General features: G+C 73.4%; 17 protein-coding genes, 1 tRNA gene, 1 pseudogene and 1 riboswitch. Of the genes and pseudogenes, 10 read left to right on the top strand and 9 right to left on the bottom strand.

Annotation, left to right across the window (positions count from 1 at the left end; genetic code table 11):
- Window positions 1–120 precede the first annotated feature (120 nt).
- Window positions 121–1,275 carry a sensor histidine kinase gene (locus QQS16_RS20650; RefSeq protein WP_286063314.1) on the top strand — a complete coding sequence of 385 codons (1,155 nt, stop codon included), beginning with the start codon at window positions 121–123 and terminating at the stop codon, window positions 1,273–1,275.
- Window positions 1,263–1,379 (top strand): annotated as a pseudogene (locus QQS16_RS20645) (DNA-binding response regulator); the annotation flags it as partial. The gene QQS16_RS20650 and the pseudogene QQS16_RS20645, both read left to right, overlap by 13 nt.
- On the opposite strand, the gene QQS16_RS20640 reads toward QQS16_RS20645, so the two are convergent.
- Window positions 1,373–2,065 carry a GTP cyclohydrolase II gene (locus QQS16_RS20640; RefSeq protein ID WP_286063313.1) on the bottom strand — a complete coding sequence of 231 codons (693 nt, stop codon included), beginning with the start codon at window positions 2,063–2,065 and terminating at the stop codon, window positions 1,373–1,375. The pseudogene QQS16_RS20645 and the gene QQS16_RS20640 overlap by 7 nt on opposite strands.
- Window positions 2,066–2,268: 203 nt before the next feature.
- Complete coding sequence (locus QQS16_RS20635) at window positions 2,269–2,784, bottom strand: MarR family winged helix-turn-helix transcriptional regulator (protein WP_286063312.1); 516 nt, start codon at window positions 2,782–2,784, stop codon at window positions 2,269–2,271.
- Between the two features lie 72 nt (window positions 2,785–2,856).
- Here QQS16_RS20635 and QQS16_RS20630 point away from each other — a divergent pair, with 72 nt between their 5' ends.
- The 4 genes from QQS16_RS20630 to QQS16_RS20615 all read left to right on the top strand — a co-directional run bounded on the left by QQS16_RS20630 (window position 2,857) and on the right by QQS16_RS20615 (window position 6,952).
- The gene (locus QQS16_RS20630; protein WP_286063311.1) at window positions 2,857–3,987 is read left to right on the top strand and encodes a dihydrofolate reductase family protein; all 1,131 of its coding nucleotides are present in this window, start codon (window positions 2,857–2,859) and stop codon (window positions 3,985–3,987) included.
- A 131-nt stretch (window positions 3,988–4,118) separates the two neighbouring features.
- Window positions 4,119–4,192 (top strand) — tRNA-Met (locus QQS16_RS20625).
- A 190-nt stretch (window positions 4,193–4,382) separates the two neighbouring features.
- Complete coding sequence (locus QQS16_RS20620; protein WP_286063310.1) at window positions 4,383–5,513, top strand: PP2C family protein-serine/threonine phosphatase; 1,131 nt, start codon at window positions 4,383–4,385, stop codon at window positions 5,511–5,513.
- Window positions 5,514–5,746: 233 nt separating this feature from the next.
- A riboswitch (cyclic di-AMP (ydaO/yuaA leader) is annotated at window positions 5,747–5,903 on the top strand.
- 11 nt (window positions 5,904–5,914) lie between these two features.
- The gene (locus QQS16_RS20615) at window positions 5,915–6,952 is read left to right on the top strand and encodes a M23 family metallopeptidase (protein ID WP_286063309.1); all 1,038 of its coding nucleotides are present in this window, start codon (window positions 5,915–5,917) and stop codon (window positions 6,950–6,952) included.
- 381 nt (window positions 6,953–7,333) lie between these two features.
- Here QQS16_RS20615 and QQS16_RS20610 read toward each other — a convergent pair whose 3' ends face one another.
- From QQS16_RS20610 to QQS16_RS20595, 4 genes are all read right to left on the bottom strand, one after another.
- The gene (locus QQS16_RS20610; RefSeq protein ID WP_286063308.1) at window positions 7,334–8,671 is read right to left on the bottom strand and encodes a PrsW family intramembrane metalloprotease; all 1,338 of its coding nucleotides are present in this window, start codon (window positions 8,669–8,671) and stop codon (window positions 7,334–7,336) included.
- A gap of 52 nt (window positions 8,672–8,723) precedes the next feature.
- Entirely contained in the window at window positions 8,724–9,608 is an 885-nt protein-coding gene (trmB, locus tag QQS16_RS20605) for a tRNA (guanosine(46)-N7)-methyltransferase TrmB (protein ID WP_286063306.1), read from the bottom strand.
- 510 nt (window positions 9,609–10,118) lie between these two features.
- Window positions 10,119–11,339, bottom strand: coding sequence for an L-2-hydroxyglutarate dehydrogenase (lhgD, locus tag QQS16_RS20600; RefSeq protein WP_286063305.1), 1,221 nt, complete (start codon window positions 11,337–11,339; stop codon window positions 10,119–10,121).
- A gap of 563 nt (window positions 11,340–11,902) precedes the next feature.
- Window positions 11,903–13,327, bottom strand: coding sequence for an NsdA family TPR-like regulatory protein (locus QQS16_RS20595; RefSeq protein ID WP_286063304.1), 1,425 nt, complete (start codon window positions 13,325–13,327; stop codon window positions 11,903–11,905).
- 737 nt (window positions 13,328–14,064) lie between these two features.
- Here QQS16_RS20595 and QQS16_RS20590 point away from each other — a divergent pair.
- The gene (locus QQS16_RS20590) at window positions 14,065–16,173 is read left to right on the top strand and encodes an asparagine synthase-related protein (protein WP_286063303.1); all 2,109 of its coding nucleotides are present in this window, start codon (window positions 14,065–14,067) and stop codon (window positions 16,171–16,173) included.
- A gap of 346 nt (window positions 16,174–16,519) precedes the next feature.
- On the opposite strand, the gene QQS16_RS20585 is transcribed toward QQS16_RS20590, so the two are convergent.
- A complete protein-coding gene (locus tag QQS16_RS20585; RefSeq protein WP_286063302.1) occupies window positions 16,520–18,562 on the bottom strand; it encodes a sigma-70 family RNA polymerase sigma factor in 2,043 nt (680 codons plus the stop codon).
- Window positions 18,563–19,098: 536 nt separating this feature from the next.
- Window positions 19,099–19,908: a TetR/AcrR family transcriptional regulator gene (locus QQS16_RS20580; RefSeq protein WP_286063301.1), complete on the bottom strand. Its 810-nt coding sequence runs from the start codon at window positions 19,906–19,908 to the stop codon at window positions 19,099–19,101.
- A gap of 374 nt (window positions 19,909–20,282) precedes the next feature.
- Here QQS16_RS20580 and QQS16_RS20575 point away from each other — a divergent pair, with 374 nt between their 5' ends.
- Window positions 20,283–21,662 (top strand): NAD(P)/FAD-dependent oxidoreductase, encoded by a 1,380-nt coding sequence (locus tag QQS16_RS20575; protein WP_286063300.1) that lies wholly within the window; start codon window positions 20,283–20,285, stop codon window positions 21,660–21,662.
- A 239-nt stretch (window positions 21,663–21,901) separates the two neighbouring features.
- Window positions 21,902–23,566 carry an ATP-binding SpoIIE family protein phosphatase gene (locus tag QQS16_RS20570; protein ID WP_286063299.1) on the top strand — a complete coding sequence of 555 codons (1,665 nt, stop codon included), beginning with the start codon at window positions 21,902–21,904 and terminating at the stop codon, window positions 23,564–23,566.
- Between the two features lie 86 nt (window positions 23,567–23,652).
- On the opposite strand, the gene QQS16_RS20565 is transcribed toward QQS16_RS20570, so the two are convergent.
- The gene (locus tag QQS16_RS20565; protein WP_286063298.1) at window positions 23,653–24,945 is read right to left on the bottom strand and encodes an MFS transporter; all 1,293 of its coding nucleotides are present in this window, start codon (window positions 24,943–24,945) and stop codon (window positions 23,653–23,655) included.
- 129 nt (window positions 24,946–25,074) lie between these two features.
- Between QQS16_RS20565 and QQS16_RS20560 the strand changes: the two genes are divergently transcribed.
- On the top strand, window positions 25,075–25,626 hold the full coding sequence (locus tag QQS16_RS20560; protein ID WP_286063297.1) for a MarR family winged helix-turn-helix transcriptional regulator: 552 nt from the start codon (window positions 25,075–25,077) through the stop codon (window positions 25,624–25,626).
- The last annotated feature ends 157 nt before the right edge of the window (window positions 25,627–25,783 follow it).

Here is a 25,783-nt window from a genome sequence, read left to right as displayed (position 1 = left end):
AGCGCCGGCCTGGCCCCGCCCCCGTCCGCCCGGCCGAGCCGCAGCGGTGCAGCCCGCTCCACCCTCACCCCGGGTGCCTGCTCCCCCGACCGCGCCCGCCCGGTCCCCTACCGTTGCCCCATGTGGAAGACGGTCCAGCGTGCCGCTCGGGCCACGCTTCATCTCGTCGTGGCCGCGTCGATGGCGTTCGGTGTGTGGATCTTCATCACCGTGCTGCTGATCACCGCCATCGGGGCCATGACGGTCGTCGGTGTCTGGATGGTGCCCGAGACGGTGCTGCTGATCCGGCGGATCGCCGGGGCCAAGCGGGTGCTGACGTCCGCGTGGACCGAGCGGAGGATCCCGGAGGCGTATCAGAGCCTCGACGGGACCCTGCGCGAGCGGCTGCGGCTCGCCGTACGCGATCCCGGCACCCGCAGTGATCTGCGCTGGATGCTCGCCTACTACGTCTACGGCGCCCTCGTCCTCCTCGCCCTGCCGCTGTGGCCCGTGGGGCTGGTCGTCGACGGGGTGTGGTGCGGGCTGCTGCGGCGGCGCGCGGTCGTACTGCCGTTGATCGTGCGGCTCGCGGACACGGAGGCCCGCTGGTCGACCGTACTGCTGATGCCGTCTCCGCAAACGCGGCTGGCCGCCCGGGTCGAGGAGCTGAAGGAGACCCGGGCCGGCGCGATCGCCGCGCACGGCGCCGAACTGCGCCGCATCGAGCGGGACCTGCACGACGGTGCGCAGGCCCGGCTGGTGGCCCTGTCGATGCGGATCGGGCTGGCCAAGCGGGCGTACGACCGTGATCCCGAGGCCGCGCGCAAGCTGCTGGACGACGCACAGGACCAGGCCGAGGAGGCGCTGGCCGAGCTGCGCCACGTCGTGCGCGGCATCCACCCGCCGATCCTCACCGACCGCGGACTGGCCGGTGCCGTTCGCGCGCTGGCCGCCGGCAGCGGGCTCACCGTGTCCGTGGACGTCGGCGGACTGGACGAGGGCGTGCGGGCACCGGCGGCCGTGGAGGCCGCGGCCTATTTCGTGGTCGCCGAGGCGCTGACCAACGCCGCCAAGTACAGCGGGTCGCCGCGGGCCGAGGTGCGGCTCGCCCGGACCCGGCGGGGACTGTCGGTCCGGGTGCGCGACGAGGGCCGGGGCGGCGCCGACGAGACCGGCGAGGGCTCGGGCATCCTCGGCATGCGCCGCCGGGTCGCCGCGCTCGACGGGACCGTCGACGTGACCAGCCCCGTCGGAGGGGGCACCGCGATCGAGGTGGAGCTGCCGTGCGTGTGGTGATCGCCGAGGACGACGCCCTGCTCAGGGAAGGGCTCGTCCTGTTGCTGACCTCGGTCGGACATGAGGTGGCGAGTGTGGGGTGCAGCGGGCCACACGATCAGCCGACGTGACGTACCGCCAGGTCCTGCAACTCCTGCAACTCCTGCAATTCCGGAAGTTCCGGCAGGTCCGCCAGCGGGAGGGTGTGCTGGGTCTGGAGGACCTTGGCGCGCAGGTACCGGACGTTGTGCGCGGTGCGGAAGACGCCGGTGGGCACCCGGTCGCGGACGTGGATCCCGAGGTCGCGCAACTGCCCTGCCTTGTCGGGGTTGTTGGACAACAGGTCGAGGCTCGTGACCCCGAGTGCCGCCAGCATCTGGGCCGCGGCCGTGTAGTCACGGGCGTCCTCGGGCAGGCCCAGCGCGGTGTTGGCGGCGTACGTGTCGAGGCCCTGGTCCTGGAGGGCGTACGCGTCGAGCTTGTTGTAGAGGCCGATGCCGCGGCCCTCCTGGCGGAGGTAGAGCAGGACGCCGCCGTGCTCGGCGATGCGCTCGACCGCCTCGCGCAGCTGCGGGCCGCAGTCGCAGCGGGCCGAGCCGAAGACGTCGCCGGTCAGGCACTCGGAGTGCAACCGGACCAGCGGGGTGGTGCCGGGCGCCGACGGCGGGTCGCCGAGGACGACGGCCACGTGTTCCTGGCCGTCGGCCAGGCCGTGGAAGGTGACCAGCTCGGCGTCGACGCCGTAGCCGTCGTGGAAGCGCAGCGGCACCCGGACGCGGGAGCGGAGGGTGGCGGCGGGGAAGTCGGGCATGCGGGTTCTCCCGGGTCCGGGGATCAGGTCCGTGCGGTGGTGCGTGAAGTGGTGCGTGCGATGGCGTGCGTGCGTCCGATGGCGTGCGTGCGCCTGCGGACGGTGGCCCTTGGGCGGACCATCTGCTTCAGATTTGAAGCAGATCCATGGTCACGGACCCTACCTCATGCTTTAAATTTGAAGCAATGGAGGTGTGGCGCGGCTCACGAACAGGACGGGGACGACCTGCGGCGCCACGGCACCTCGTCGGCCGCCGGCCGTTCGCCTTCGCCCTCCAGCGCCCGCGCGACCCCCGTGCAGATCTCCTCCAGCTGCTCCACCTGCTCCTCGGTGAGCTGGTCGAACAGTGCCGTCCGTACGGTCTCGACGTGGCCCGGAGCCGTCCGCCGCAGTACGGCCATACCGTCGTCGGTGAGTACGGCGACGCTCCCCCGCTTGTCCCACCGGCAGTCCTCGCGCCTGAGCAGGCCGTCCTTCTCCAGACGGGTCACCGCGTACGTCAGCCGGCTGCGGGTGATCTTCAGCTTCCCCGCGAGATCGGTCATGCGCAGCCGGTGCTCCGGCAGCTCGGAGAGGTGGGCCAGGATGGAGTAGTAGAGGTGCGGCATGCCGGCCTCCTGCTGGAGCTGCCGGTCGATCGCGTCCTCCAGGAGGAGCGTCGCGGCGATGTACGCGCGCCAGGCGCGCTGCTCCTTCGGGGTGAGCCAGCGAGTCGTCATACCGCCAGTGTAGGTTTGTTTCAAACTTGAACCAAGACCGTCCACGTCACACACCGCCGGGGAGCGCCACCGATGCCCCACCCCTACGTCCTTCTCTCCGCCGCCGTCTCCCTGGACGGCTACCTGGACGACACCGGTCCCGAACGCCTGCTCCTCTCCAGCCCGGCCGACTTCGACCGGGTCGACGAGGTACGGGCGTCCGTGGACGCGATCCTGGTCGGCGCGGGGACCATCCGCGCCGACAACCCGCGGCTGCTGGTCAACTCCGCGTCGCGGCGGGCCGCGCGGGTGGCCGCGGGCAGGCCGGAGTATCCGCTGAAGATCACGGTCAGCGGCTCCGGCGACCTCGATCCGGCCGCGCGGTTCTGGCACACGGGCGGGGAGAAGCTCGTCTTCACGACGGAGAAGGGCGCGGAGCGGGCGCGTGCCCTCGGACTCGCCGCGGATGTCGTACCCCTGGGGGCCGAGCTCGACTGGCGGCTGCTGCTGGAACACCTGCACGACGTGCGGGGCGTCCGGCGCCTGATGGTCGAGGGCGGCGGGCGGATCCACACCCAGCTGCTGCGGCAGGGGCTCGCGGACGAGGTCCAGCTGGTGCTGGCCCCGCTGTTCGTCGGCGACCCGGAGGCGCCCCGGCTGTTCGGGCCAGGCCCCTACCAGGGCGGACGCCTGCGGCTGGTGGAGACGCGGCCCATCGGCGACGTCGTCCTCATGCGTTACGAGCCCACGGCGCCCGGCACCGGCCGCCTGCCCTCCGCCGCCGACCGGCACTGGCTGGCTCTCGCCTGCGAGCTGGCGGACCGGTGTCCGCCCTCCGCGACGGCGTTCAGTGTGGGCGCGGTGGTGGTGGCGGCCGACGGCACGGAGCTCGCGCGCGGGTACTCCCGGGAGGGGGGTGACCCGGTCGTGCACGCGGAGGAGGCGGCGCTGGCGAAGATCGACGCGGGGGATTCCCGGCTGGGATCCGCGACGGTGTACAGCAGCCTGGAGCCGTGCGCACGACGAGGGTCCCGGCCGCTGCCGTGTGCGCGGCTGATTCTGTCGGCGGGGGTGCGGCGGGTGGTGACGGCCTGGCGGGAGCCGGACACGTTCGTGTCCGGGGCGGACGGCAGTGGGGTGTTGGCGGGGGAGGGGGCGGACGTGGTCGTCCTGCCGGAGTACCAGGAGCGGGCGAAGGCGCCGAATCGGCATGTGCTGGGGTGAGTGACGGTGGCGTGCGGGGGCGGGGGCGGGGGCGGGTGCTGGTGGGGACGAGGGCGAGGGTGGCTCTGAGGGGGCCGCGGCAACCGATGCGACATCTGTCCTGCATATGGCGTACACTGGAGTCACAACGACGCGGGGTGGAGCAGCTCGGTAGCTCGCTGGGCTCATAACCCAGAGGTCGCAGGTTCAAATCCTGTCCCCGCTACTGAAGGCCGAGGGTCGGAATCCGAAAGGGTTCCGGCCCTCGGTGCGTGTGGGGCGCTCTCCCCCCCATCCGCCCCGTCGTCCGGCCCCGTCATCCGGTCGGCCCTCACCGCTCGCCCGCCGCCCCCGCCGAGGGAACGCTGGACGAGCGGGACGGTTGGCGGAGCGGCGTACGCGGCGGGAGACGAGTGGTGCGGCCTGGGGACGTGGCGGGGGACGGGCCGTACACCGGAGCCGGCGCGCGTGCGGGACGGCGGCTGTCCAAGCTGCGGATGCTGCTCCAGGTCCTTCCCGCCCTGCTGATCGTCGGCGGGGTCTTCTACGACCTGCTCACCCCCCGTGGCTTCACCGCCATCCCCTTCTTCACGGCCGCCCCGCTCGTCGCCGCGCCGGTCTACTCGCTGTGCGGCACCGCCGTCACCGGAGTCGTGGCCCTGATCGCCGCGTACGGGGTGCACGCCAGGTTCGGCTTCGGCCTGGACGCGGACACCGTCACCGAGGTGGTGACGGTCGCCACCGTCGCCGTCCTGGCCACCGTCATCAACCGGGTCGTCCGCCGGGGAGACCAGCGGCTCGCCTCCGCCCGTGAGATCGCCGAGGCCGCCCAGCGCGCGGTGCTGCCGGAGCCCGCCGCGCGGATCGGCGGCTTCGACATCGCCGCCCGGTACGAGGCGGCCCAGGCGGACGCCTCCATCGGCGGTGACCTGTATGCCATCCAGGACAGTCCGCACGGTGTCCGGCTCGTCGTCGGGGACGTCCGCGGGAAGGGGATGGGCGCGGTGGCGGCCGTCGCCATCGTGATCGGGGCCTTCCGGGAGGCCGCCGAGCAGGAGGCGACGCTGGAGGCGGTCGCCGGACGGCTGGAGCGGGCGCTGACGCGTGAGTCCGCGCGGCGGGAAGGCATCGAGGCCGTGGAGGGGTTCACCACGGTCGTGCTCGCCGAGCTTCCGCACGGGGACGGGGTGGTGCGGATCGTCAACCGCGGCCATCCGCCGCCGCTGCTGCTGTACGCCGACGGCGGGGTACGTCCGTTGCCGGCCATGGAGCCGGCACTGCCGCTCGGCATGAGTGAGTTGGGCAGCCGGCCCGACCGCGCCGAGAAGACGGTCTTCCCGCGGGGGGCCACCCTGCTCGTGCACACCGACGGCCTCTCCGAGGCGCGGGACGAGCACGGTGTGTTCTACGACCCGCAGGAACGGCTCACCGGTCGGGTCTTCCGCGACCCCGGCGCGCTCCTGCGCACCCTCGCGGAGGAAGCGCGCCGGCACTCCGGGGGCGGCATGACGGACGACATGGCACTGCTCGCCGTACGACGGCTGTGACCGTTGTCACGAGGTGTGACGGTGCGAGTGCCCTGCGCGTAACATCTGACGCGCCGTCAGCACCTGTGTGACGTTCGCGGCATGGCCAACTCGCCCGTTTTTCGCCGGTGCTGGGGTGTTGGTCCAGTGGATCATCGTTAATGATCAAGCGGAACAGCTTGGAATAGAGGCCCCGCGTCTATTAACGTTCGATAACGCAGCGCGGTCGTCCCAGCCGTCACAAGAGACGGCTCCGTGCGCACGCGCCGAATCCCGCAAGGGAACCGGGGAACCACCACTTGGGGTGAATCGCATGTAGACCGCCGTGTCCGCACGGCTGGTATACGCGCGTAGGAGACCTTCCTGCTCCGAACCCGTCAGCTAACCCGGTAGGCGAGAAGGAAGGAAAGGAGCACGCCCACGTGGCGTCAAACCGGCCTGCCCCCGAGGCCCCGTTCGCGCCGAGCCAGCGCGACACCGAGACTTTTGGCTACGGCGAGTACCGCACCGACGAGGGCCCCTGGACGGAGTGGAACCCCACCGAGGAGTCCATCCGCCCGGTACGCGGCCGGCATCGTGTCGCCAAGCAGCGCGGCGGACTCGCCCGCAGCTCCACCGTTCTCGGCGTCGGTGTCATAGCCGCCGTCGGCGCGGGCGGTATGGCCAGCGCCAACACCGGCAAGCCGCCGGTGTCCATCTCGATGCCCGACCTTCCCTCTGTGGGTTCCCTCATCTCGGACGATGACACCTCCGAGGCCACAGAGAACACCGCGACCGCGCTCAGCACCGTCGGCACGACCTCCGTGGAGGCCGCGCAGGGCACCGAGGACGCCGGCGAGGTACTGCGCTCCCGGATCCTCGCCCAGGCCGAGCAGCAGCAGGACCAGATCGAGAGCAAGGCCGTCGCCGACGCGGTGGCCGCCGCCGAGAAGCAGGCCGCCGAGGCCGCCGCCGAGGCGGAGAAGGAAGCCGAGGCCAAGGCCGCCGCCGCGAAGCAGAAGGCGGAGGAGGAGGCCGAGAAGAAGGCCGAGGCCGAGCGTCTCGCCGCGCTGGCCAAGCAGTACGCGCTGCCCACCTCGTCGTACACGATCACCTCCACCTACGGCCAGGCCGGCTCCCTGTGGTCCTCCGGCTACCACACGGGCCTCGACTTCGCCGCGCCGACGGGCACCCTCATCAAGGCGGTCCACACCGGCACGATCACGCAGGCCGGCTGGGACGGGTCCTACGGCTACAAGACCGTCCTCACCCTCGACGACGGCACGGAGATCTGGTACGCCCACCAGTCGTCGATCAGCGTCAGCGTCGGGCAGCAGGTCAACACCGGGGACGTCATCGGCCGCGTGGGCGCGACGGGCAACGTGACCGGGGCGCACCTGCACCTCGAGGTCCACTCGGGCGGATCGTCCGGCGGCCTCGACCCGATGGCGTGGCTGCGCAGCAAGGGGCTCAACCCCTGAGGCCGGTGGGCCGCTTCCGCACACGGATGGGGTGAGCGCCGGGCCTCCCGGGTGGTGACGTTCTCGGCTGGACGGCCGATGAGGCGCCTCCCGTGGTGCCCTCGGCGCTCCCGCCGTCCTCGGCGCGTACACGGCCGCGGGCCGCAGACCGGCGACTTCGTCGACATCATCGCCGTCGCCGGTCTGCGGCCCGCGGCGGCTTCTTCCGAGCCCGTCCGGTCCACTGCCGGCCGCTGCCCCTTCCGGCGGCCGGTCTCGTTGTCCCGCGGTGGCCGGTTTGTTGTCCCGCGGTGGCGGTCGGCCGCGACGACGGTGTCCGGCGAGGTGGGATCCGCCGGCGCGCCCTGGATGGGCTCGGCTACGGCTGTGGCTATGGCCCGGCTACGACCGGTACGGGTTGTAGGCCGGATACGGCACCGTCTGGTACCCCGGGTACGCGGGCGCCGCCGGGTACCCGTACACCCCGTACACCGGCCACGGTGGCGCGGTCACCGCGACCGGCGGTGCCGTCGCCCGGGCCGCGAGGTCCAGCGCGGGACGCGCCACGTCCCGCCGCCGCCACAGCTCCTGGAGCAACTCCCGCTCCCGGACGACGAAGTCGGCCCCCGCCCGGCCCCGCCGCCCCCGGTTGCGCAGGAACGCGAGGGAGGTCGCGTACGCCTCGTACTGCTCCACCGCTCGCGCGGCCGGACGCCCGCCGTGCCGGCGGGCGTGGTCCCTGGCCATGCGCCGCGCCCGCATCGAACCGAGCGCGTACGGCTCGGCCGGCGTCAGCCATCCCGCCACGGTGTAGGCGGGCAGCTCCTCCCGTACGGTCTTCAGCTCGCGCTGACGCGTCCAGATCACGAGCCAGGTCAGCAGGCCGAACGCGGGCACCATGAAGGCCGCGTACACGGCGAAGAACCCGTACTCGCCGAACGTCGACGAGCCGTTCCAGATCGCGTGCATGCCCATCGCGAGCAGCAGCCCGGACAGCGGCAGCAGCACCCGCCGCACATGCTGGCGTTCCGCCGACAACGCGGAGATGCCGAAGCCGATGCCGGTGAGGACGGTGAACAGGGGGTGTGCGAACGGCGACATGATGACCCGTACGAAGAAGGTCGCCGCGGTGACGGAGGCGATTCCGCCGTCGCCGTTGAGCTGGTCGGTACCGAAGGCGGTGCCGAGGTAGAGGATGTTCTCGGTGAAGGCGAACCCGGTGGCGGTGACCCCGGCTATCACCACCCCGTCCACGATCCCGGTGAAGTCCCGGCGCCGGAACAGGAAGACGAGCAGGACGGCGGCCGCCTTGGCCGACTCCTCCACGACCGGCGCTATCACCGTCGCGCCGAGGGTGTCCGCGCTGGAGGGGTCCGCGGTGGCCATGGCGATCCATCTGGTCGCGAAGCTGTTGGCGACGATCGCTATCAACGCCGCCGCGCAGGCCCCCCAGGCGAAGGCGAACAGCAGGTTGCGCCACGGGCCCGGCTCGACGCGGTCCAGCCACCGGAACGCGGCGACGAGCAGCGGCACCGGCAGGACGGCGAGCCCGAGACCGACCAGGAAACCCTCGGTGCCGGTCTGTTCGCGGACCAGGGCGAGGATGACGAGGCCGGAGAGCGCGAGCAGGGTGCTCAGGGCGCCGTAGCGCACCCATCTCCGTTGCCACCAGTGCGCGTGCCGCGGTGCGACGCCGGCGAGATCGCTGGGGTGCGTCGGGGACGGGGGAACGGTGGCCACGGCATTGACCCTAACGATGCGGAGGCGCCCCCCGCAGGAGTGCGGGGTGGGTTCAGGCGCCGATGGGGGGATGGTCCTCGTACTCCACGCCGTGCTCGACGACGTGTTCTGCGTCGTGTTCTGCGACCTGCTCTACGACGTGGTCTACGCGGCGGAAGAGCAGGTCGTTCACGACATGTCCCTTCTCCAGTCCCTGGCCCTCGAAACGGGTCAGCGGCCGGAACGCCGGACGCGGCGCGAAACCGCCGTCGGCCTGGGTGTTCGCGAAGGCGGGGTGCGCGTCGAGCACCTCCAGCATCTGCTCCGCGTACGGCTCCCAGTCGGTCGCGCAGTGCACGGTCGCCCCGGGCCGGAGCCGGGTCGCGGCGAGGTCGAGGAACTCGGGCTGGATCAGCCGCCGCTTGTGGTGCCGCTTCTTCGGCCAGGGGTCCGGGAAGTAGACGCGCAGCCCGTCGAGGGAGTCGGGGGTGAGCATCTCGTGGAGCAGGATGATCGCGTCCCCGTTCCCGACGCGGATGTTGGTCAGCCCTGCCTGATCGGCGAGGTTGAGCAGGTTTCCCTGGCCCGGGGTGTGGACGTCCACGGCGAGGATGTTGGTGTCCGGGGCGGCGGCGGCCATCCGTGCGGTGGCCTCGCCCATCCCGAAGCCGATCTCCAGCACGACCGGGTTGCCGTTGCCGAACAGCTCGCCGAGATCGATCAGGCGCCGGCCGTCGATGTCGAGCCCCCATCGGGACCACAGCCGCTGGAGCGCGTCCGCCTGCCCGGCCGTCACCCGACTCCGCCGTGGCTGGAAACTGCGGATCCGCCGCTCGAAGTGCGACCCGGCGGGATCTGCCTGCGGTCCTTCCGGGAAGCGGGGCTCGCCCTTGGCCCGGGCGCGGCTGAGGGCGACACCGGGGTGGGGGGGTTCGGGGGCGTTGAGGGAGTCAGACACAGTGCTGCCGATTTTACGGCGCCGGGTGTCATGCGAATGGCCCCGAACCCCAAGCCCGACGGCCCGCAGCCGACCGGCCCCCGCTGCCCCTCCCACAGGGGGCTTCGCCCCCAGCTCCCCGTCCCTGTGCCCCCACCCGTCTCGGTCCGCCAAGAGGCGAGGCACAGCTGCCGTGCTCCCGGGCAGGGGAGCTCCGCCTCGGACCCCCGGACCCCCAGACCCCCGGACGCCCAGGCCCCCGGGCTCTATGCCCACCCCCTACCTGTCGCGTCGGCCAAGAAGCGAGGCGTAGCCGCAGATGACGGTCGTCACAACTCGGCCCGTCCCGGCGTTCAGGGACGAGGTCCTCCAGGCCGATCGGGGTCCGGGGCGGAGTCCCAGCGGGGTCGAAGGGGCAGCGTCCCTGGAGACGGGACGGGTAGGGGCGGCGGGGGCGAGAACCCCGACGTCCGCACCAGGAACGGCGGCCCCGCACCGAAGCGAATGCCCCGCACCGAAGCGAACCGACCCCTACGCCCGTCCGCTCACCGCCCCCAGCACCCCCAGCGCCCTCCGGGCCACCTCCCGCCCGATCGGCAGGGAAGCCGTCGCGGCGGGTGAAGGCGCGTTCAGCACGTGCACCGCCCGCGCCCCCTCCCGGATCAGGAAATCGTCCACCAGCGTTCCGTCCCGCAGGACCGCCTGCGCCCGCACCCCCGCCGCGCTCGGCACCAGGTCCCGCTCCTCCACCGCCGGCAGCAGCCTGCGCACCGCCTCGGTGAACGCCTGCTTGGACACCGACCGGCGCAGCTCCCCCGCCCCGTACCGCCAGTGCCGCCGGGCCATCCGCCAGGCACCCGGCCAGCCCAGCGTCGCCCCCAGCTCCCGGGGCCGCACCACACCCCATCCGTACCCCTCGCGGGCCAGCGCCGGCACCGCGTTGGGCCCGATGTGCACGCCCCCGTCGATCCCGCGCGTGAGGTGCACCCCGAGGAACGGAAACGCCGGATCGGGCACCGGATACACCAGCCCCCGCACCAGCTCGGGCCGCGCCAGCGTGTAGTACTCCCCCCGGAACGGCACGATCCGCATCGCCGGCTCGTCCCCGGTCAGCCGCGCGACCTCGTCGCAGTGCAGCCCGGCGCAGTTCACCAGCACCCGCCCGCGCACGACGTCCCCGGCCGCCGTCCGCACGGCCACCCCGAGCTCCGGCCGCCGGTCCACCCGTACGACACGCGCCCCGTACCGGATCTCCGCTCCCGAGGCCTCGGCCAGCTGCCGGGCGACCGCGGCGAAGTCGCACACCCCCGTCGTCCCGACGTGTATCGCGGCGAGTCCGCGCACCTCCGGTTCGTACTCCTCGATCTGGGCCGCGCCCAGTTCCCGCACCGGAATACCGTTCTCCCGGCCGCGCTGGACGAGCGCGTGCAGCCGGGGCAGCTCGGGCCGCTCGGTGGCGACGATGAGCTTGCCGGTGACGGCGTGCGGGATGTCGTACTCCGCGCAGAACTTGATCATCTCGGCGGCGCCCCGCACCGCGTACCGCGCCTTGAGCGAGCCCGGCCGGTAGTAGACGCCGCTGTGGATCACCCCGCTGTTGCGCCCGGTCTGGTGCCGGGCGGGCCCGGACTCCTTCTCCAGCACCGTCACCCGCGTGCCCGGCGCGGCCCGCGTGATCGCGTACGCCGTGGACAGCCCGACGATCCCGCCGCCGACCACGAGCACGTCACAGTCGTAAACGATCTCCCGCACCCCGCACCACCTCCCGGCTTCGATAGTGCACTGCGCCACTGACAATGCCCTCAAACCCGGGGAACGGCGCCGTCGACGTGGGGCCGCCGGGCCATGACCCCGTACGGCGCCGTGACGGCGTGGCGCCGTGGCGGCGTGGCGCCGTGGCGGCGACCAGCCGCGCACCACCCGACCGGGCGCACGCGCCCGCACTCCCGCCTGACCGGGTGCGCCCGCCCGGCCGGGCGCACCCACCACATCCCCGCCGCCCGACCGGGCGCACCCACCACATCCCCGCCGCCCGGCCGGGCGCACCCACCACATCCCCGCCGCCCGGCCGGGCGCACCCACCACATCCCCGCCGCCCGGCCGGGCGCACCCACCACATCCCCGCCGCCCGGCCGGGCGCACCGACCACATCCCCGCCGCCCGGCCGGGCGCACCCACCACATCCCCGCCGCCCAGCCGGGCGCACCGACCACATCCCCGCCGCCCGGCCGGGCGCTCCCAGCCGCACCCGCCACGCAGTCCCCGCCCGGCGGCCTCCCGGCCAGGACAGTCCCGCGGACGCGCGGGCACCGCTCCTAGGCCGGTGCCATCAGCAGCGGCCGTGCCCGCTCCCGCAGCTCCACCACCCGCGGCTCGTCCCCGTACGGCTCCAGCCGGTGGAGGAGGTCCTTCACATACTCGGTGGTGCGCGCCGAGGAGATGCGCCCCGCGACCTCCACCGCCCGCACGCCCTGCTCGCATGCCGCGTCGAGATTGCCGGACTCGAGCTCGGCGACCGCGGAGACCACCAGGCGCAGCCCGTGCGACCGCACGAACTCCTCCGTCGGCTTCGACAGCGCCTGCTCGGTGAAACGGCGTACCTGACGCGGTGCCTTCAGGTCGCGGTAGCACTCGGCGGCGTCCGCGGCGAACCGGTCGTAGGAGTAGAAGCCGAGCCAGGACGGGTCGTTGTCGCCGTCGCGGGCCCGCTCCAGCCAGCCCTCCGCCGCCTTCAGGGCGGCACCGGCCGCCTGGGCGTCACCCGCGCGCGCGTGGGCGCGTGCCTCGACGAGCCGGAAGAAGCTCATGGTGCGGGCGGTCGCCAGGCCCCGGTTGCGTTCCAGCGCGGCCTGGGCCAGGTCGACGCCCTCGTCGCCGAAGCCCCGGTAGGTCGCCTGCAAGGACATGGAGGCCAGTACGTACCCTCCCAGGGGTACGTCGGCCGCTGCCCGGGCGAGCCGCAGGGCCTGGATGTAGTACCGCTGCGCGGCCTCCTGTTGTCCCGTGTCGAAGGCCATCCACCCGGCCAGGCGGGTGAGTTCGGCGCTGGCGCCGAACAGGGCCCGGCCGACCTCGTCGGAGTACGATCCGAGCAGCAGGGGCGCGGCCTCCACCCTCAGGCACTCCGGCACCATGGACGAACGCCAGTCGCCGCCTCCGTACTTGGAGTCCCAGCGCCTGGCGTCCTCGGCGGCCTCCCGCAGTTTCTGCACGTCGCTGTGGCCGACTTTGAGCGGTGCGCCGGCGTCCTCGGCGGGGTTCACCTCGCGCGCGACCGAGCTGTCGGCCGGGGTTATCAGCCACCGTGAGGCGGGTGTCGCGTACGCGCTCACCGCGAACGAGCCGGCCAGGGACTGCCAGATGCCGCCGGAGCCGGCCCGGCGCCCGGCGAGGTCGAGGCGGTACAGCTCCGTCGCCGAACGGACCGCCTGTCCGACGTCTCTCGGGAAGGCCAGGCCCACCTCGGGCGCGGGATCCGCGTCCGCCAGGCCGATCTCGTGGAGCGGCACCGGGCGGCCCAGCTTCTGCCCTATCGCGGCGGCGATGAGGTGCGGCGCGGCACCCTGCGGCACCATCCCCTTCGACACCCAGCGCGCCACCGACGTCTTGTCGTAGCGAAGCGTCAACCCTCGTTGAGCGCCGAGATCGTTGACACGTCGGGCGAGTCCTGCGTTGCTGATTCCCGCGAGGGCGAGAACGGCGCCGAGTTTTTCGTTCGGCCCGCGTTGCTCCCTGGACATTGCGCCACCCCTCGACACAGACGGCTGCCGCGCTGGCATAACCACGCGGCATTCGTAAACCCAGCGTAGTTCGCCGCATCCCAAGCGTTAAGGGGCATTCTTCCGGATGGCGGGATTGTGGTCCGTAGTGAAGTGCGGGTCAGCGACGGACGGTTGCGCCGTGCTCCCGCCGTGTGGCCGTGCGCCCGGCCGTGCGCTCTTCTCCGGCCATCGGGGGAGCGCTTCCATGGGCCGTGCGTGGGTCGGCCCGCTGTACTGGATCCAGTGGGCTGGGGGACACCGCCGCCTACATCCCCGCGGGCGGCGGATCGGCCCGGGGGGCGAGCTCCGTCTCCCGGGCTGCGCGAGCGCCGGGCGGTGGCCGGAGCGTGTACGGAGCGTGCTCACATCCGTTCCGTTGTCGGCGATTTGGCCGAAAATCGCCCCCACCCCGGCGGTGCATCAGCGCTCTCACCACGGCAGTTGAGGGCGCGTTGGTGGTTTTTGGGGAGCGTACCGGGGGCGCATTCGCATCGCGGTGACCGTATCGGCCCCCCTCGGCGAAGTCCCGGTTCCCTTGCCTCGCGCGGCTGTTCGACGCGGTGGGCCGACCGGCCGGGTCCGGTGCGACAGTATCCGCCGGGGCGCATTCCCGGGCGCACAAGCGGCACCGCCGCCGCTCCGCCACGCCTCCTTCATGGCAGCATGGTGCCGAGTTCGTACGGTGCACTGGTTGTCCACAGCCTGTGGAGGCGGCGATGCGGTGGTTGGTGGGATGGAGCAGCACCGCCGCGGGCGCCGCCCGGATCGGCTCCGCCGGCGCGGTCGGACACGACGGCGAGACCCTCCAGCCGGTGGGCTCCCATCTCTTGTGGGGCGACCCGGATCCGCTGTGGGCGGTCGGCGACTGGCGCCCGGACGAGGTGCGGGTGGTGAAGGCCGACGACCGGACCCGGATCGCCGTCCTCGGTATCTGCGCGGCCTCCGACGAGCAGCTGCGGGTCGGGCTGTTCGCCGCGCGCGGAGGGGCACTCCGGCATCTGACGGCCTGGCCGGGCAGCTACACGGCCGTCGTCCAGGTGGGCCGCCGCATCACCGTCTGCGGCGATCTCGCGGGCGCCCGCCCGGTGTTCTACACCCCCTGGGACGGCGGCACCGCGTACGCGACGGCCGCGCTGCCCCTCGCCGACCTCGTCGAGGCCAACCTCGACTACGGCCACCTCGCCGCCCTGCTCGCCGCCCCCGACGTACCGGCCGCCCTGCACGACTCCACCCCCTACGACGGCGTACGGCGCATTCCGCCGGGGCACGCGCTCATCCTGCGCACCGGGGCGCGCGAGGTCGCCGGATACGAGCAGGTCGCCTCGCTCGCCGTGGCGGCACCCTCCGCCGACCCGGACAGCGCGGTCGACGCGGTACGGGACGCGCTCGTCGAGGCGGTGCGCGCCCGGCTGTCGGCGCCCCGGCACGTGCCCGGCGCCGACATAGACCCCGGTCCGGTCCCCGGCATGGGCCCCGCCGAGCGGCGGGCCGCGCGCGGGATGCCGGTTCCGGGCATCGGCGCGGACCTCTCCGGCGGTCCCGCCTCGGGCACGCTCGCGCTGCTCGCGGCCGGCCTGCCGGGCATGCCGGGCACCGTGCTGGGCCACGGCACGGGCGCCGGGGAACGGCTGCTGGCGGTCACCTTCAACGACCTGGCCGTCGGCGGCCGGGAGGCCGAGCTGGAGCGGGCGGGCACGCTCGCGGCCAACCCGCGCCTGCACCACGTGGTGGTGGCCGGCGGCGAGGAGACCCTCCCGTACGCCGAGCTGGACGGCCCGCTGACCGACGAACCGGCCGCGAGTCTGGTGACGGCGGCCCGGCACCGCGCACGCCTCGCGTCCGGCAGCGCCGACCACTTCGCCGGCTACGGCGCCCGCCAGGTCCTGGACGCCCACCCCGCCCGCCTCGCGGACCTGCTGATGGACCGCAAACGCCGGCACCTGGTCCGCCCGGTCGCCGCCCTCGCGAAGGCGGACGGTTCGGTCCTGGTCCCCGCGCGCGTGTACGGCGCGGCCCGCCGCCTCGCCCGCACGCCCTACCGCTCCGGCCTCGAAGGGCTCGCCGACCGCCTGATGCGCCGCCGCTTCGACGAACCCGGAGGTGCCGTGGGGGCGTCTCTCGCCGCGCTCACCTGGGCCAGACCGGGCCCCGCGGCGCGCTGGCTCACGGGTGAGGCCCTCGCTGAAGTATCGGTTCGCCTCCAAGGGGCAACGCATCGTTCCGGGGTCGGCCCCGGTCAGCGGCCGGGCGACTTCCGCGCGCGGGCGGCACTCTCCCGGGCGGCGGCCGACCTGCGGATCCTGGAACAGGCGGCCGAGGTCCGCTTCCAGCGTCTGCACGCCCCGTTCCTCGACAACCAGGTCGTCCGCGCGTGCCGCGCCCTCCCGGAGTCGCTGCGGGTCCAGCCGGGAGCCCGGGCGGCCATCCTGCGTACGGTCCTGGAGGGTGCCGGAGTCGCCGAACTGCCGTCCGGCTGGGGCGCGACCTCCCACGCGCCCTCGGCGGCCGCCGCCCGCGCCGGTCTGCGGATGGCCGCGGACTCCCTGCTGGACCTCTTCGCCACCCCCCTGCTCGCGCAGGCGGGCCTGGTGGAGGCCCGGGTGGTCCGCAAGGCCCTGCGCGCGGCGGCGGAGGGCGAGGCACTGCCGCTGGACGGCCTGGCCGACCTGGTCTCCCTGGAGCTGTGGCTCGGCCGTCTGATCGCCCGCAGGGGCACCTGCTGGACGGGCACGCCCGCACGCGCGCGTGCCGTCCCGGCGGGGATCACCCCGCAGCGCAACGCGCTGGGCGCGGGAGCCTCCGGCGGCGGGGCGGCGCTGGCCTAGGGTCCATCAGAAGGACCCCGGTGCCACGGCAGGCGATGTCGGCCGTGTCGCGGCGCCCGGCTCGTTCCTCCGCTTCCTCGGAGGCGTGGGAGGTGCACCCCACGCGCCGTGCCGGACGAAAGCCCGAGTACGTCCTGCACGAGGGCTTCCGGCCGGCCCGCCGAGCGCACGCACCGGACGCCGCACCGGACGCTTCTCCTTGACGGGCCGACGTCGCCTGCCGCGGCACCAGGGAGCGTGACCGCCGCCGGGAACGAGCGGGGTGAACTCGGAGGGTCCGGCCGTGCCGACCGCTCCGGGGAGCAGGCTCAGCGGCAACTCGGTGTCTGCGGAGCGCCCACCGCTCCTAGGAGCAGGTGAACCTGGACTCCGCCCAGTCAGCGAGCGCCAGCTCGTCGGCGTGACGGTGCGGCTCCACCACCAGCCGTACGGTCTCGCGCCCGGCCAGACTCACATGCACCGGCACCGCCGGGTTCCCGCCGCCGATCATGCCCGACCGCCACAGCCGGACCCCGTCGGCGTAGACGGAGAAGCGGACCTCGCCGAGCCCCGCGGTCAGGTCGTCGACGCCGACCAGGGCGTCGTAGGCGGTGCAGGCACGGTTGAGGTCGACGGTGACGGAGGAGCGGCCCTTCACCGTCACCCCGTGCGCGTACCGCTTGCCCGCGACCGACACGCCGTACCGCTGCCACACCCAGCTGCTCTCGCCGATCCGCATCTCGGGCTCGTCGGCGTCACCGGTGACGTCGTACGACAGTTCGCTCCACTGGTAGACGGCGGCCGACGGGGCGGGCGGCGGTGCAGGCGGGGCCGGGGTGGGGGTGAGTGGCGGGGCCGGTTCCGGTGCGGGAGCGGAGGGCCGCGCGGGGGCCGAACCGGACGGAGTGGGCTTCGGGAGGGGTGTGCGGGTGGCCGGGGCCCGTGGGGGTGTCCTTGTCGCGGCCGGGGCGGCCGGGGCGGCCGGGGCGGCCGGGGCGGCCGGGGCGGCCGGGGCGGCCGGGGCGGCCGCCGCGACCACCGGGGATCCGGGCCCGGGCTCCTTGGCCGGGGGCGGGGGCGTGTTCCTGGCGGGCTCGATCACCGGGGCGGACGCGGGCGGCTTGGCGTCCGGCTTCCTGGGCGGCTTGTCGTCGCCGGCCAGCGCGAGCGCCACCGCGGCCACCGCCACCAGCCCGGCCGCGATACCGGCCTTGACCGGCGCGCCCAGCCCCTCGGAGGCGGCCGCGCCGCCCTCGGCCCCCGCCCCGCCGGACGAGCCGGCGCCCGCCGTGGCCGCTCCCGCGCCCGCACCGGCACCGGCGGCCGCGCCCGCACCGGCGGCGACGATCCCGGCCGCCTTGGCGTACCCGGCGGCGCCGAACCAGCCGATGACCGCGATCGGCACGACGGCCGGGATACCGCCGGCGACTTCCTTGATCTGGCCCGCGGCCAGCCGGCACTTGACGCATTCGTCCAGGTGCTTGCGCAGTCCCCGCTCGGCGCGGGTGCGCAGGCCGCCGCGGGCGTAGGCGCCGAGCCGGTCGGCGTGGCGGGCGCACTCCTCGTCGTCGGCGAGGGCGGCGCTGACGTGGGCCTGGAGGTAGGCCTGCCTGAGGCCCTCGCGGGCGCGGCTGGCGAGCACGCGCGTGCCGTTGGCGTCCAGGCCGAACAGTGTGGCGACGTCGCTCGGCGACTCGTCCTCGACCTCGGTGTGCCACAGCACGGCCTGCCAGCGCTCGGGCAGCGACCGGAAGGCCCGCATGGCCATCGACTGCTCGGCCTCGTGCATCGCCCGCACCTCGGCGCCCAGGTCGAGGGTGTCGGCGTGGGACACCTCGGAGACGCGCGCGGACTGTGCGGCGAACACCGCGAAGTCGTCGACGAGTTGCTCGCGCGGCGCGGACTTCGTCCAGGTCGCGGCCACTCGCCGGACGGTGGTCAGCAGATACGCGCGTACGGCGTGCTCGGGGCCGGAGCCGCCGCGCACCGCCTGGAGCACGCGGGCGAAGACCTCGGCGGTGAGGTCGTCGGCGGTGTGACCGTCGCGGCAGCAGGTGCGGGCGTACCGGCGCACCGCCGCCGCGTGGCGCCGGTAGAGCTCCGCGTAGGCGGTGTCGTCGCCCGCGCGCATCCGCTCGATCAGGTCGGCGTCGGACGGTGGCAGCACCCGGGGCGGCGGCAGGTCGCCACCGTCCTCGCGCCGGTCGCGCTGGGCCGGCACGGTGCCCTCCACGGGCTCGCCACCCTGCGCCGGAATGCCGGCCTCCACCGGTCCGGCCGGGCCGGGTGGACCGGGTGGACCGGGCGGGACACCGGCTCGTCCGCCCTGGTACGGGACGTGCGGCGAGGCCGCGTCGCCGGACTCCGCGTCGTCGTCACCGAGTGACCCGTCCCGCCCGTCGAAGCTCATCGCGGAACGCCCCCGCCGCCTGCCCCACCAGTCCCGAACACCGGGTCAGCGTGCCACAGGGGGCTTTGTCCGGAACCCCGAAGTGCGGCCCTTCCACTCGTCCGTGGGGACTTCCGGTGACGTGGTACTGGCGTTCGCCCTTCGCTGAAGAATCAATCGACCCCGCACACAAGGGAGTTGAGCGACCCGACCGAAAACTCCGGTGCGCCCCCGGCAGAACGCCCCGGACCGCGACGGCATGGGATCCGCGCCCCACACTCACCTTTTCGAGTCACACTCGACAGGCCCCGAGGGACGTCCGTCGACGCCGGGGCCCGGCGGAACCGAGGCCCGCCGAGAGGGGCGCCGACGGGAGCAGGTCCGGTCGACGACGCCCGCAGGCCGCCGTCGACGCTCGCCGGAACGGAGGTCCGCCGGAGCGGAAGTCGCCGTAGCCGAGGCCCGCCGAGAGGGGTGCCGACGGGAGCAGGTCCGGTCGACGACGCCCGCAGGCCGCCGTCGACCGTCTCCCGCACAGCGCGCGGACGTGGTGCGCGTCACACCGGCCGGGACCGCAGCCCCTCCAGCAGGATGTCCAGCAGCCGTGCCGAGGCCGCCGCCTGCTGGGCCGCGTCCGGCAGCGAGGGTGCCGCCGTCGCTATCACCAGCAGGACGTCCGCCACCGACACGTCGGCCCGCAACTCGCCCGCCGCACGTGCCCGCTCCACGAGCTGGCCCACGACCTCCAGCAGCGCCGCCGCACCCGCGTCGTCGTCCGCGGTGAGCGCCGACGTGTCCTGCGCCACCAGCCGCAGCTCCCCGGAGCCCGGCTGGGTCCGCTGCTGCGGCACCCGCGCCGTCTCGAAGCCGGTGCCCTCGTCCGCCACCCCGACCCGCAGCACCTGCGGCGGCAGCAGCCGCCCGGCACCCGAGGCCACCGATGTCCGCAGGAAGCGCGAGAGCGCCGACCACGGCTCGTCCTCCTGCCCGAGCGCCGCCCGTGCCTGGTCGGTCAGCCGGGAGGTCTCCTCCTCGGCTATCCGCCGCACCAGGACGTCCTTGCTCGGGAAGCGCCGGTACACCGTGCCGACGCCGACCCGCGCGCGCCGCGCCACGTCCTCCATCGGCGCGCCGTACCCCAGTTCGCCGAAGACCTCGCGCGCCGCGCGCAGTACGTGCTCCAGATTGCGCTGTGCGTCCACACGCAGCGGTGTCGTCCGCGCCCCGTTCCCGCGTCCGCTCCCCACCGCCGCGCTCATGGTCGAGCCCATCGTCGAGCCCATTGCCGAACTCATCCCGCCGCCCCTCGCCCCGCCACCGGGTGCGATGGCGGACGCGGACGACCAATGAGAGTCCTGAACATGCATAAGTGATCCCCCGGTAATGACGTCTCCCCCCGGAGACTCCCCGCCATCTGCAAGCCGGAGCGAACGGAACAGGCCCGCTTCCCGGACCCGCCGGTCGCGGACCCGAAGGCGCATCCCCCTACACCCCGTCGACACACGAACATAGTTGAGTGAGGGTCAATTCAGAAGGGGCTCGTTCCGCACGGAGCGCCCCCCGATCGGACCACGGGTGGCATACGTCCTGATTGCACCCCCTGCGGCCTCCTGGTGCACCCCCTGTGACCTGCGAACATTCCGCGCGCTCGGGTGATCCGGCCAACCCGGCGCGCCGTCGGCGCGCGGTCACACAAATTGCCGGGCCTGTGGACAAACGCAAGCGCCGGGTGCGTCATGGGATGGTGAAGGAACGTGCGCGCATTCTCGTTGTCGGTGGCGGCTATGTCGGGATGTACACGGCCCTGCGTCTCCAGCGGAACCTGAAACGGGAACTCCAGCGGGGCGACGTGGAGATCACGGTCGTCACACCCGACCCGTACATGACCTATCAGCCGTTCCTCCCCGAGGCGGCCGCCGGATCCATCTCCCCGCGCCATGTGGTCGTACCGCTGCGCCGTGTCCTCGACCGCTGCCGCGTCGTGGTCGGCGAGGTCACCTCCATCGACCACGCCCGGCGCACCGCCGCCCTCACCACGCTCGCCACCGAGGAGAAGGGCACCGGCACCCGGCAGCTGTCGTACGACGAGCTCGTCCTCGCGCCCGGCTCCGTCTCGCGCACGCTGCCCGTCCCCGGTCTGGCCGAACACGGCATCGGCTTCAAGACCGTCGAGGAGGCCATCGGCCTGCGCAACCACGTCATCGAGCAGATGGACATCGCCTCCTCCACCCGCGACCCCGCCGTCCGCGACGCGGCGCTCACCTTCGTCTTCGTCGGCGGCGGCTACGCCGGCGTCGAGGCGCTCGGCGAGCTGGAGGACATGGCCCGCTACACCGCGCGGTACTACCACAACATCCGGCCCGAGGACATGAAGTGGATCCTCGTCGAGGCCTCGGACCGCATCCTCCCCGAGGTCGGCGAGGAGATGGGCCGCTACACGGTCACCGAACTGCGCCGCCGCAACATCGACGTACGCCTGAACACCCGCCTGGAGTCGTGCGCGCACCGCGTCGCCGTCCTCAGCGACGGCGCCCGCTTCCCGACCCGTACGGTCGTCTGGACGGCCGGCGTGAAACCCCACCCGGTCCTCGCCGCGACCGACCTGCCGCTCAACGAGCGCGGCCGGCTGACCTGCACCCCCAGGCTGACGATCGAGGGCGCCACGCACGCGTGGGCCGCCGGGGACGCCGCCGCCGTCCCCGACGTCACGGCCGGCGAACCCGGCAAGGAGACGGCCCCCAACGCCCAGCACGCGCTGCGCCAGGCGAAGCTCCTCGGCGACAACATCGCGCACTCCCTGCGGGGCGAGCCCCTGGAGACGTACTCCCACGCGTACGTCGGTTCGGTGGCCTCCCTGGGGCTGCACAAAGGCGTCGCACACGTCTACGGACGCAAGGTGAAGGGCTACCCTGCGTGGTTCATGCACCGCGTCTACCACCTCAGCAGGGTGCCCACCTTCAACCGCAAGGCCCGGGTGCTGGCCGAGTGGACTCTGTCCGGGCTCTTCAAGAGGGAGATCGTCTCCCTCGGATCACTCGAACACCCCCGGGCGGAGTTCGAACTCGCGGCCGGTGGAAAGCCTCCTCACGAGCCCCCGAACGACCCGAAGGGGTCGTCCTGACCGGACCGAGGAACTCCGGCCGCGAGCTGGGCGTCTGACCGATGCCGACCCGGTCGGCCTCCCTGCCACACTGGTCCCCGAGCCACACTGGTCCCCGACCTGGACGGACCGACCCCGCCCTTTCGAACCCACGAGGCCTTCCCCACCGCGCTGCCACCCCCGGGTGCCACCCCCAAGACCCCCGGCCGGATCCGGAGCTGGACGAAGACGCCGAAGACGACGACACGAGGCAAGGATTCGTGAACTTCACGCGCTGGAGCGCCCGGCTCCCCGGAACGCAGCGCCGCGCCGCAGCGCGGACCGACCACCCGCTCACCCCGGACCGGCGGGAGGGCGACGCCGCGGGCTCCTCCGTACCCATGGCCCGCGTCGAACGGCTGACCGACGCCGCACCACCCGTGCCCGCCGTCGACGAACTGCCGGTGCGTGAGGTCCTCGACCGCGTCCCCGCCCTCGTCGCCCATGTCCACGGCCCCGACCACCGCCTCGCCTACGTCAACGACGCCTACGTGACGGCCTTCGGCCCCCGCGCGACCGGCGCCCCGGCCCGCGAGGCCCTCCCCGAACTCGACGAACTGGGTCTGCTGCCCCTCCTGGACCAGGTCCTGCGCAGCGGCAAACCCCGCACGGTCAAGTCCCGCAAGGCCCCCGACGGCCGCTCCTACACCTTCACCTGCACCCCGGTCGCCGCCCGCGGCAGCGGCAGCGGTGGTGTTCTCGTCTTCGCCACCGACGTCACCGACCACGCCGAGGCCGCCGAACGCGTCAGAGCCAGCGAGCGTCGCCAGCGCGAGACCGCCGTCACACTGCAACGCTCCCTGCTCCCCCAGGAACTCGAACAGCCGGACGACCTCCGCGTCGCGGCGACCTACCAGCCCGGCGGCACCGAGGCCGCGGTCGGCGGCGACTGGTACGACGTCATCACCCTGGGCGGCGGCCGCACGGCCCTGGTCATCGGTGACGTCATGGGCAGAGGGGTCCGCGCGGCCGCGATCATGGGCCAGCTCCGTACGGCGGTCAGGGCCTACGCCCGCCTGGACCTCCCCCCGCACGAGATCCTCCAGCTCCTGGACGGCCTCGCCGCGGAGATCGACGCCAACCAGATCGCCACCTGCGTGTACGCCATCCACGACCCGAACGAGGGCCGCCTGGTGTACGCCTCGGCCGGCCACCTGCCCATCCTGGTCCGCGACGAGAGCGGGGTGGTGCAGCGGGCCGACGAACCGACGGGACCGCCCCTGGGCACGGGCGGCTGGATGCACACCTCCGGCTCGATCCCGCTGAGCCCCGGCTCCACGGCCGTGCTCTACACGGACGGCCTGGTCGAGCGCCGCAACGAGGACCTGGACGAGGGCATCGCCTCGCTGGAGCGCGCCCTGTCCGGCGCGACCGGCACACCCCAGGTCGTCTGCGACCGCCTGGTCCGCTCGGCGGGCGTCACCGCGGACCACGACGACGACGTGGCCGTCCTGGTCCTCCAGCACCCCGCCCGCACCGGCCCGGACAGCGAGCTGTTCCGCAACGCGGCGCTGGAACTCCTCGGCGGAGTGGAAGCGGCGCCCCGCGCGCGGGCCTTCGCCTCCGGTGTGCTGACCAGTTGGCGGTTCCCGGTGGATCTGCACGACCTGGGCGTCCTCGCGGTGAGCGAACTGGTGGCGAACTCCCTGCAACACGGCACGCCACCGATGCGACTGCGCCTGCGCCGCACCGACCGGCGCCTGATCGTCGAGGTCACGGACGGGGACGACCATCTCCCGCGCCGCCGCCGGGCGGAAGCCGGCGACGAGTCCGGCCGGGGGATCGCCATCGTGGCCACGATCGCCTCGAACTGGGGAGCACGCAGGACGCCGGGCGGCGGAAAGGCGGTGTGGTGCGAGTTCGCACTGCCGGGAGGCGTGAGGTAGCCGGTCGACGCCCCCGTCCGCTCGCGGCCCCCCGTCTCCCCCGGCCAGAAGGTGACCGTGCCCGGGGGCAAAGCCCCCGGGGGATCTCAGGTGCGGGCCTGCGCGTGGTCCGCCGTGGCGCCGCCCCGGGCCACCACCCGGCTCTTCGCGGACCACGGCTGGTCCTGCGCCGCCGTGAGCTGCCGCCCCAGCCGCACCGCGAGATACGTGATCCCCAGCGAGAACACCAGGAACGTCACGACGTACGGCCCCGGCAGCGAGGCCCCCATGGGCCCGCCCACCGCCGGCCCGACGGCCAACGCCAGCTGCTTGACCAGAGCGAACGCCGAGTTGTACTGCCCGGCCAGCCCCGCGGGCGCCAGATCGGCCACCAGCGGCGCCACCGTCGGCGACAGCATCGCCTCCCCCAGCCCGAACAGCGCGTACGTGGACACGAACGCCGCCGTCGCCATCTCCTGGCTGCCGTGCCCGAGACCGGCGTACCCCGCCGCGACCCATGCCACGGCCCAGATCAGACCCACGGCCGCGATCACCCGCGACCGCCTGCGCCGCTCGACGAACCTCAGCACGGCGAACTGCGCGACCACGATCATCGCGGTGTTGGCGGCCAGCGCCGTCCCCAGCGCGGACGTCGAGATCCCGGCGGCCTCCACCCCGTACGCGGCCAGTCCCGACTCGAACTGCCCGTAGCAGGCGAAGAACAGCACGAACCCCACCACGCACAGCTGCACCATCGCCCGGTCGCCCAGCAGCTGCTTCCAGCTGCTCCTCGCAGGTCCCGACCGGCCCGGCGCGTCCGCGATCCGCGGCGAGTGCGGCATCCGCACCGTCGCCATCACCACGACCAGCAGCAGGAACATCGCCGCCTCGATGGCGAACAGCAGGGTGAAGGAGGAGGCGCTCGTCGTGTCGACCAGATGACCGCCGATGAGACCACCGACGCCGAGCCCCAGGTTCTGCAGGAAGAACTGCATCGCGAAGGCGCGCGAGCGCGTGTCGGAGGTGGAGCAGTCGACGATCATCGTCGCCAGCGCCGGCTGCATCACGGCCTGCCCCGCCCCGAGCGCGGCCGCCGACAGCAGCACGGTCGTCGCGGTGCTCGCCAGCCCCAGGCTGAGCGCTCCCAGCGCGGCGGTGGCCAGGGCGGCGAGCAACACCGGCAGCGGGCCGCGCCGCACGATCGCCCGGCCGGCGAACGGCAGCACGATCAGCGCGGCCACGGCGAAGACGGCGAGGACGAACCCCGCCGTCATGGCTCCCAGCCCCCTCACCTGCGCCACGTAGACGTACAGGTAGGGGACGGTGAAGCCCAGCCCGAACGCGCTGAGTGCGTTGCCCACGTGGATCCGGCGCATCGCCACGCCCCTCGCCCTGGTCACGTTCACCTCTCTCAGGTAGTTGGTCAGTCTCAGTAGTTAGCAGTGAAGACTTCAAAGCTAAAGTTCGAAGCTAAACAGTACACCTCGAAGAACTTCAACGCCAAGCAGCCCCGTGCGATACTGGCGTCCATGGGCGACACCCCCGGCACTCTCGGCGAACCGACACTCGAAGAGCAGATCGCCGCCTACCAGCGCGAGTTCCGGGACCTCGACCCCCAGGTCGAGAAGATCGTCTCGGCGCTCTCCCGTCTGAACCGCCGGATGAACGTCGCCTACAGTCGCCAGACCTCCGCCCTCGGCATCACCAACGCGGAGTGGGAGGTCCTGAAGGCCCTCGTCCTCTCCGGCGCCCCCTACCGCATGGGCCCCAGCGACCTCGCGAAGCGCCTCGGCCTGACGCCGGCCGCGATGACGCACCGGATCGACCGCATGGTCACCGAGGGGCTGGTCACCCGGGAGCGGGACGAGTCCAACCGCGTCCGCGTGATCGTCGAGCTGACCGGGGACGGCCGGGAGAAGTGGCTGGAGGCGATGCGCCTCGCGACCGTCTTCGAGGAGGACCTGCTCCAGGACCTCTCCCCGGAGGACCGTACGGCTCTCGGTGAGGTGCTCACGCGCCTCCTGCGCAGGGTCGAGGACGCCCAGCCGGATGCCGGCGGCCGGCTCAGCGACCTGGACTGACGCAGACCGGCGCAGCCCTCTCGGGTCCCTGCAAAAGATCTTGACAAGGGTCGCTTGACATCCCCTTGGCGGATCCGTAGAGTTCTTCGGGTTGCCGCGGAGCCGTAACGGTTCTGCGATAGCACCTCCGCCGCAGAAGCGGCACCTCAAACCAGCA

Origin of the sequence: Streptomyces sp. ALI-76-A (genome assembly GCF_030287445.1) — a bacterium.
GTDB lineage: Bacteria > Actinomycetota > Actinomycetes > Streptomycetales > Streptomycetaceae > Streptomyces.
This window is presented reverse-complemented; position numbering and strand designations above follow the sequence as displayed.

What these genes read in the sequence shown, in the direction of transcription:
- QQS16_RS20560 (WP_286063297.1), top strand. Translation starts at nt 25,075, where the DNA reads ATGGGCGACACCCCCGGCACTCTCGGCGAACCGACACTCGAAGAGCAG.
- QQS16_RS20580 (WP_286063301.1), bottom strand. Translation starts at nt 19,908, where the DNA reads ATGCATGTTCAGGACTCTCATTGGTCGTCCGCGTCCGCCATCGCACCC.
- QQS16_RS20595 (WP_286063304.1), bottom strand. Translation starts at nt 13,327, where the DNA reads ATGTCCAGGGAGCAACGCGGGCCGAACGAAAAACTCGGCGCCGTTCTC.
- QQS16_RS20585 (WP_286063302.1), bottom strand. Translation starts at nt 18,562, where the DNA reads ATGAGCTTCGACGGGCGGGACGGGTCACTCGGTGACGACGACGCGGAG.
- QQS16_RS20635 (WP_286063312.1), bottom strand. Translation starts at nt 2,784, where the DNA reads ATGACGACTCGCTGGCTCACCCCGAAGGAGCAGCGCGCCTGGCGCGCG.
- QQS16_RS20630 (WP_286063311.1), top strand. Translation starts at nt 2,857, where the DNA reads ATGCCCCACCCCTACGTCCTTCTCTCCGCCGCCGTCTCCCTGGACGGC.
- QQS16_RS20640 (WP_286063313.1), bottom strand. Translation starts at nt 2,065, where the DNA reads ATGCCCGACTTCCCCGCCGCCACCCTCCGCTCCCGCGTCCGGGTGCCG.
- QQS16_RS20575 (WP_286063300.1), top strand. Translation starts at nt 20,283, where the DNA reads ATGGTGAAGGAACGTGCGCGCATTCTCGTTGTCGGTGGCGGCTATGTC.
- QQS16_RS20650 (WP_286063314.1), top strand. Translation starts at nt 121, where the DNA reads ATGTGGAAGACGGTCCAGCGTGCCGCTCGGGCCACGCTTCATCTCGTC.
- QQS16_RS20590 (WP_286063303.1), top strand. Translation starts at nt 14,065, where the DNA reads ATGCGGTGGTTGGTGGGATGGAGCAGCACCGCCGCGGGCGCCGCCCGG.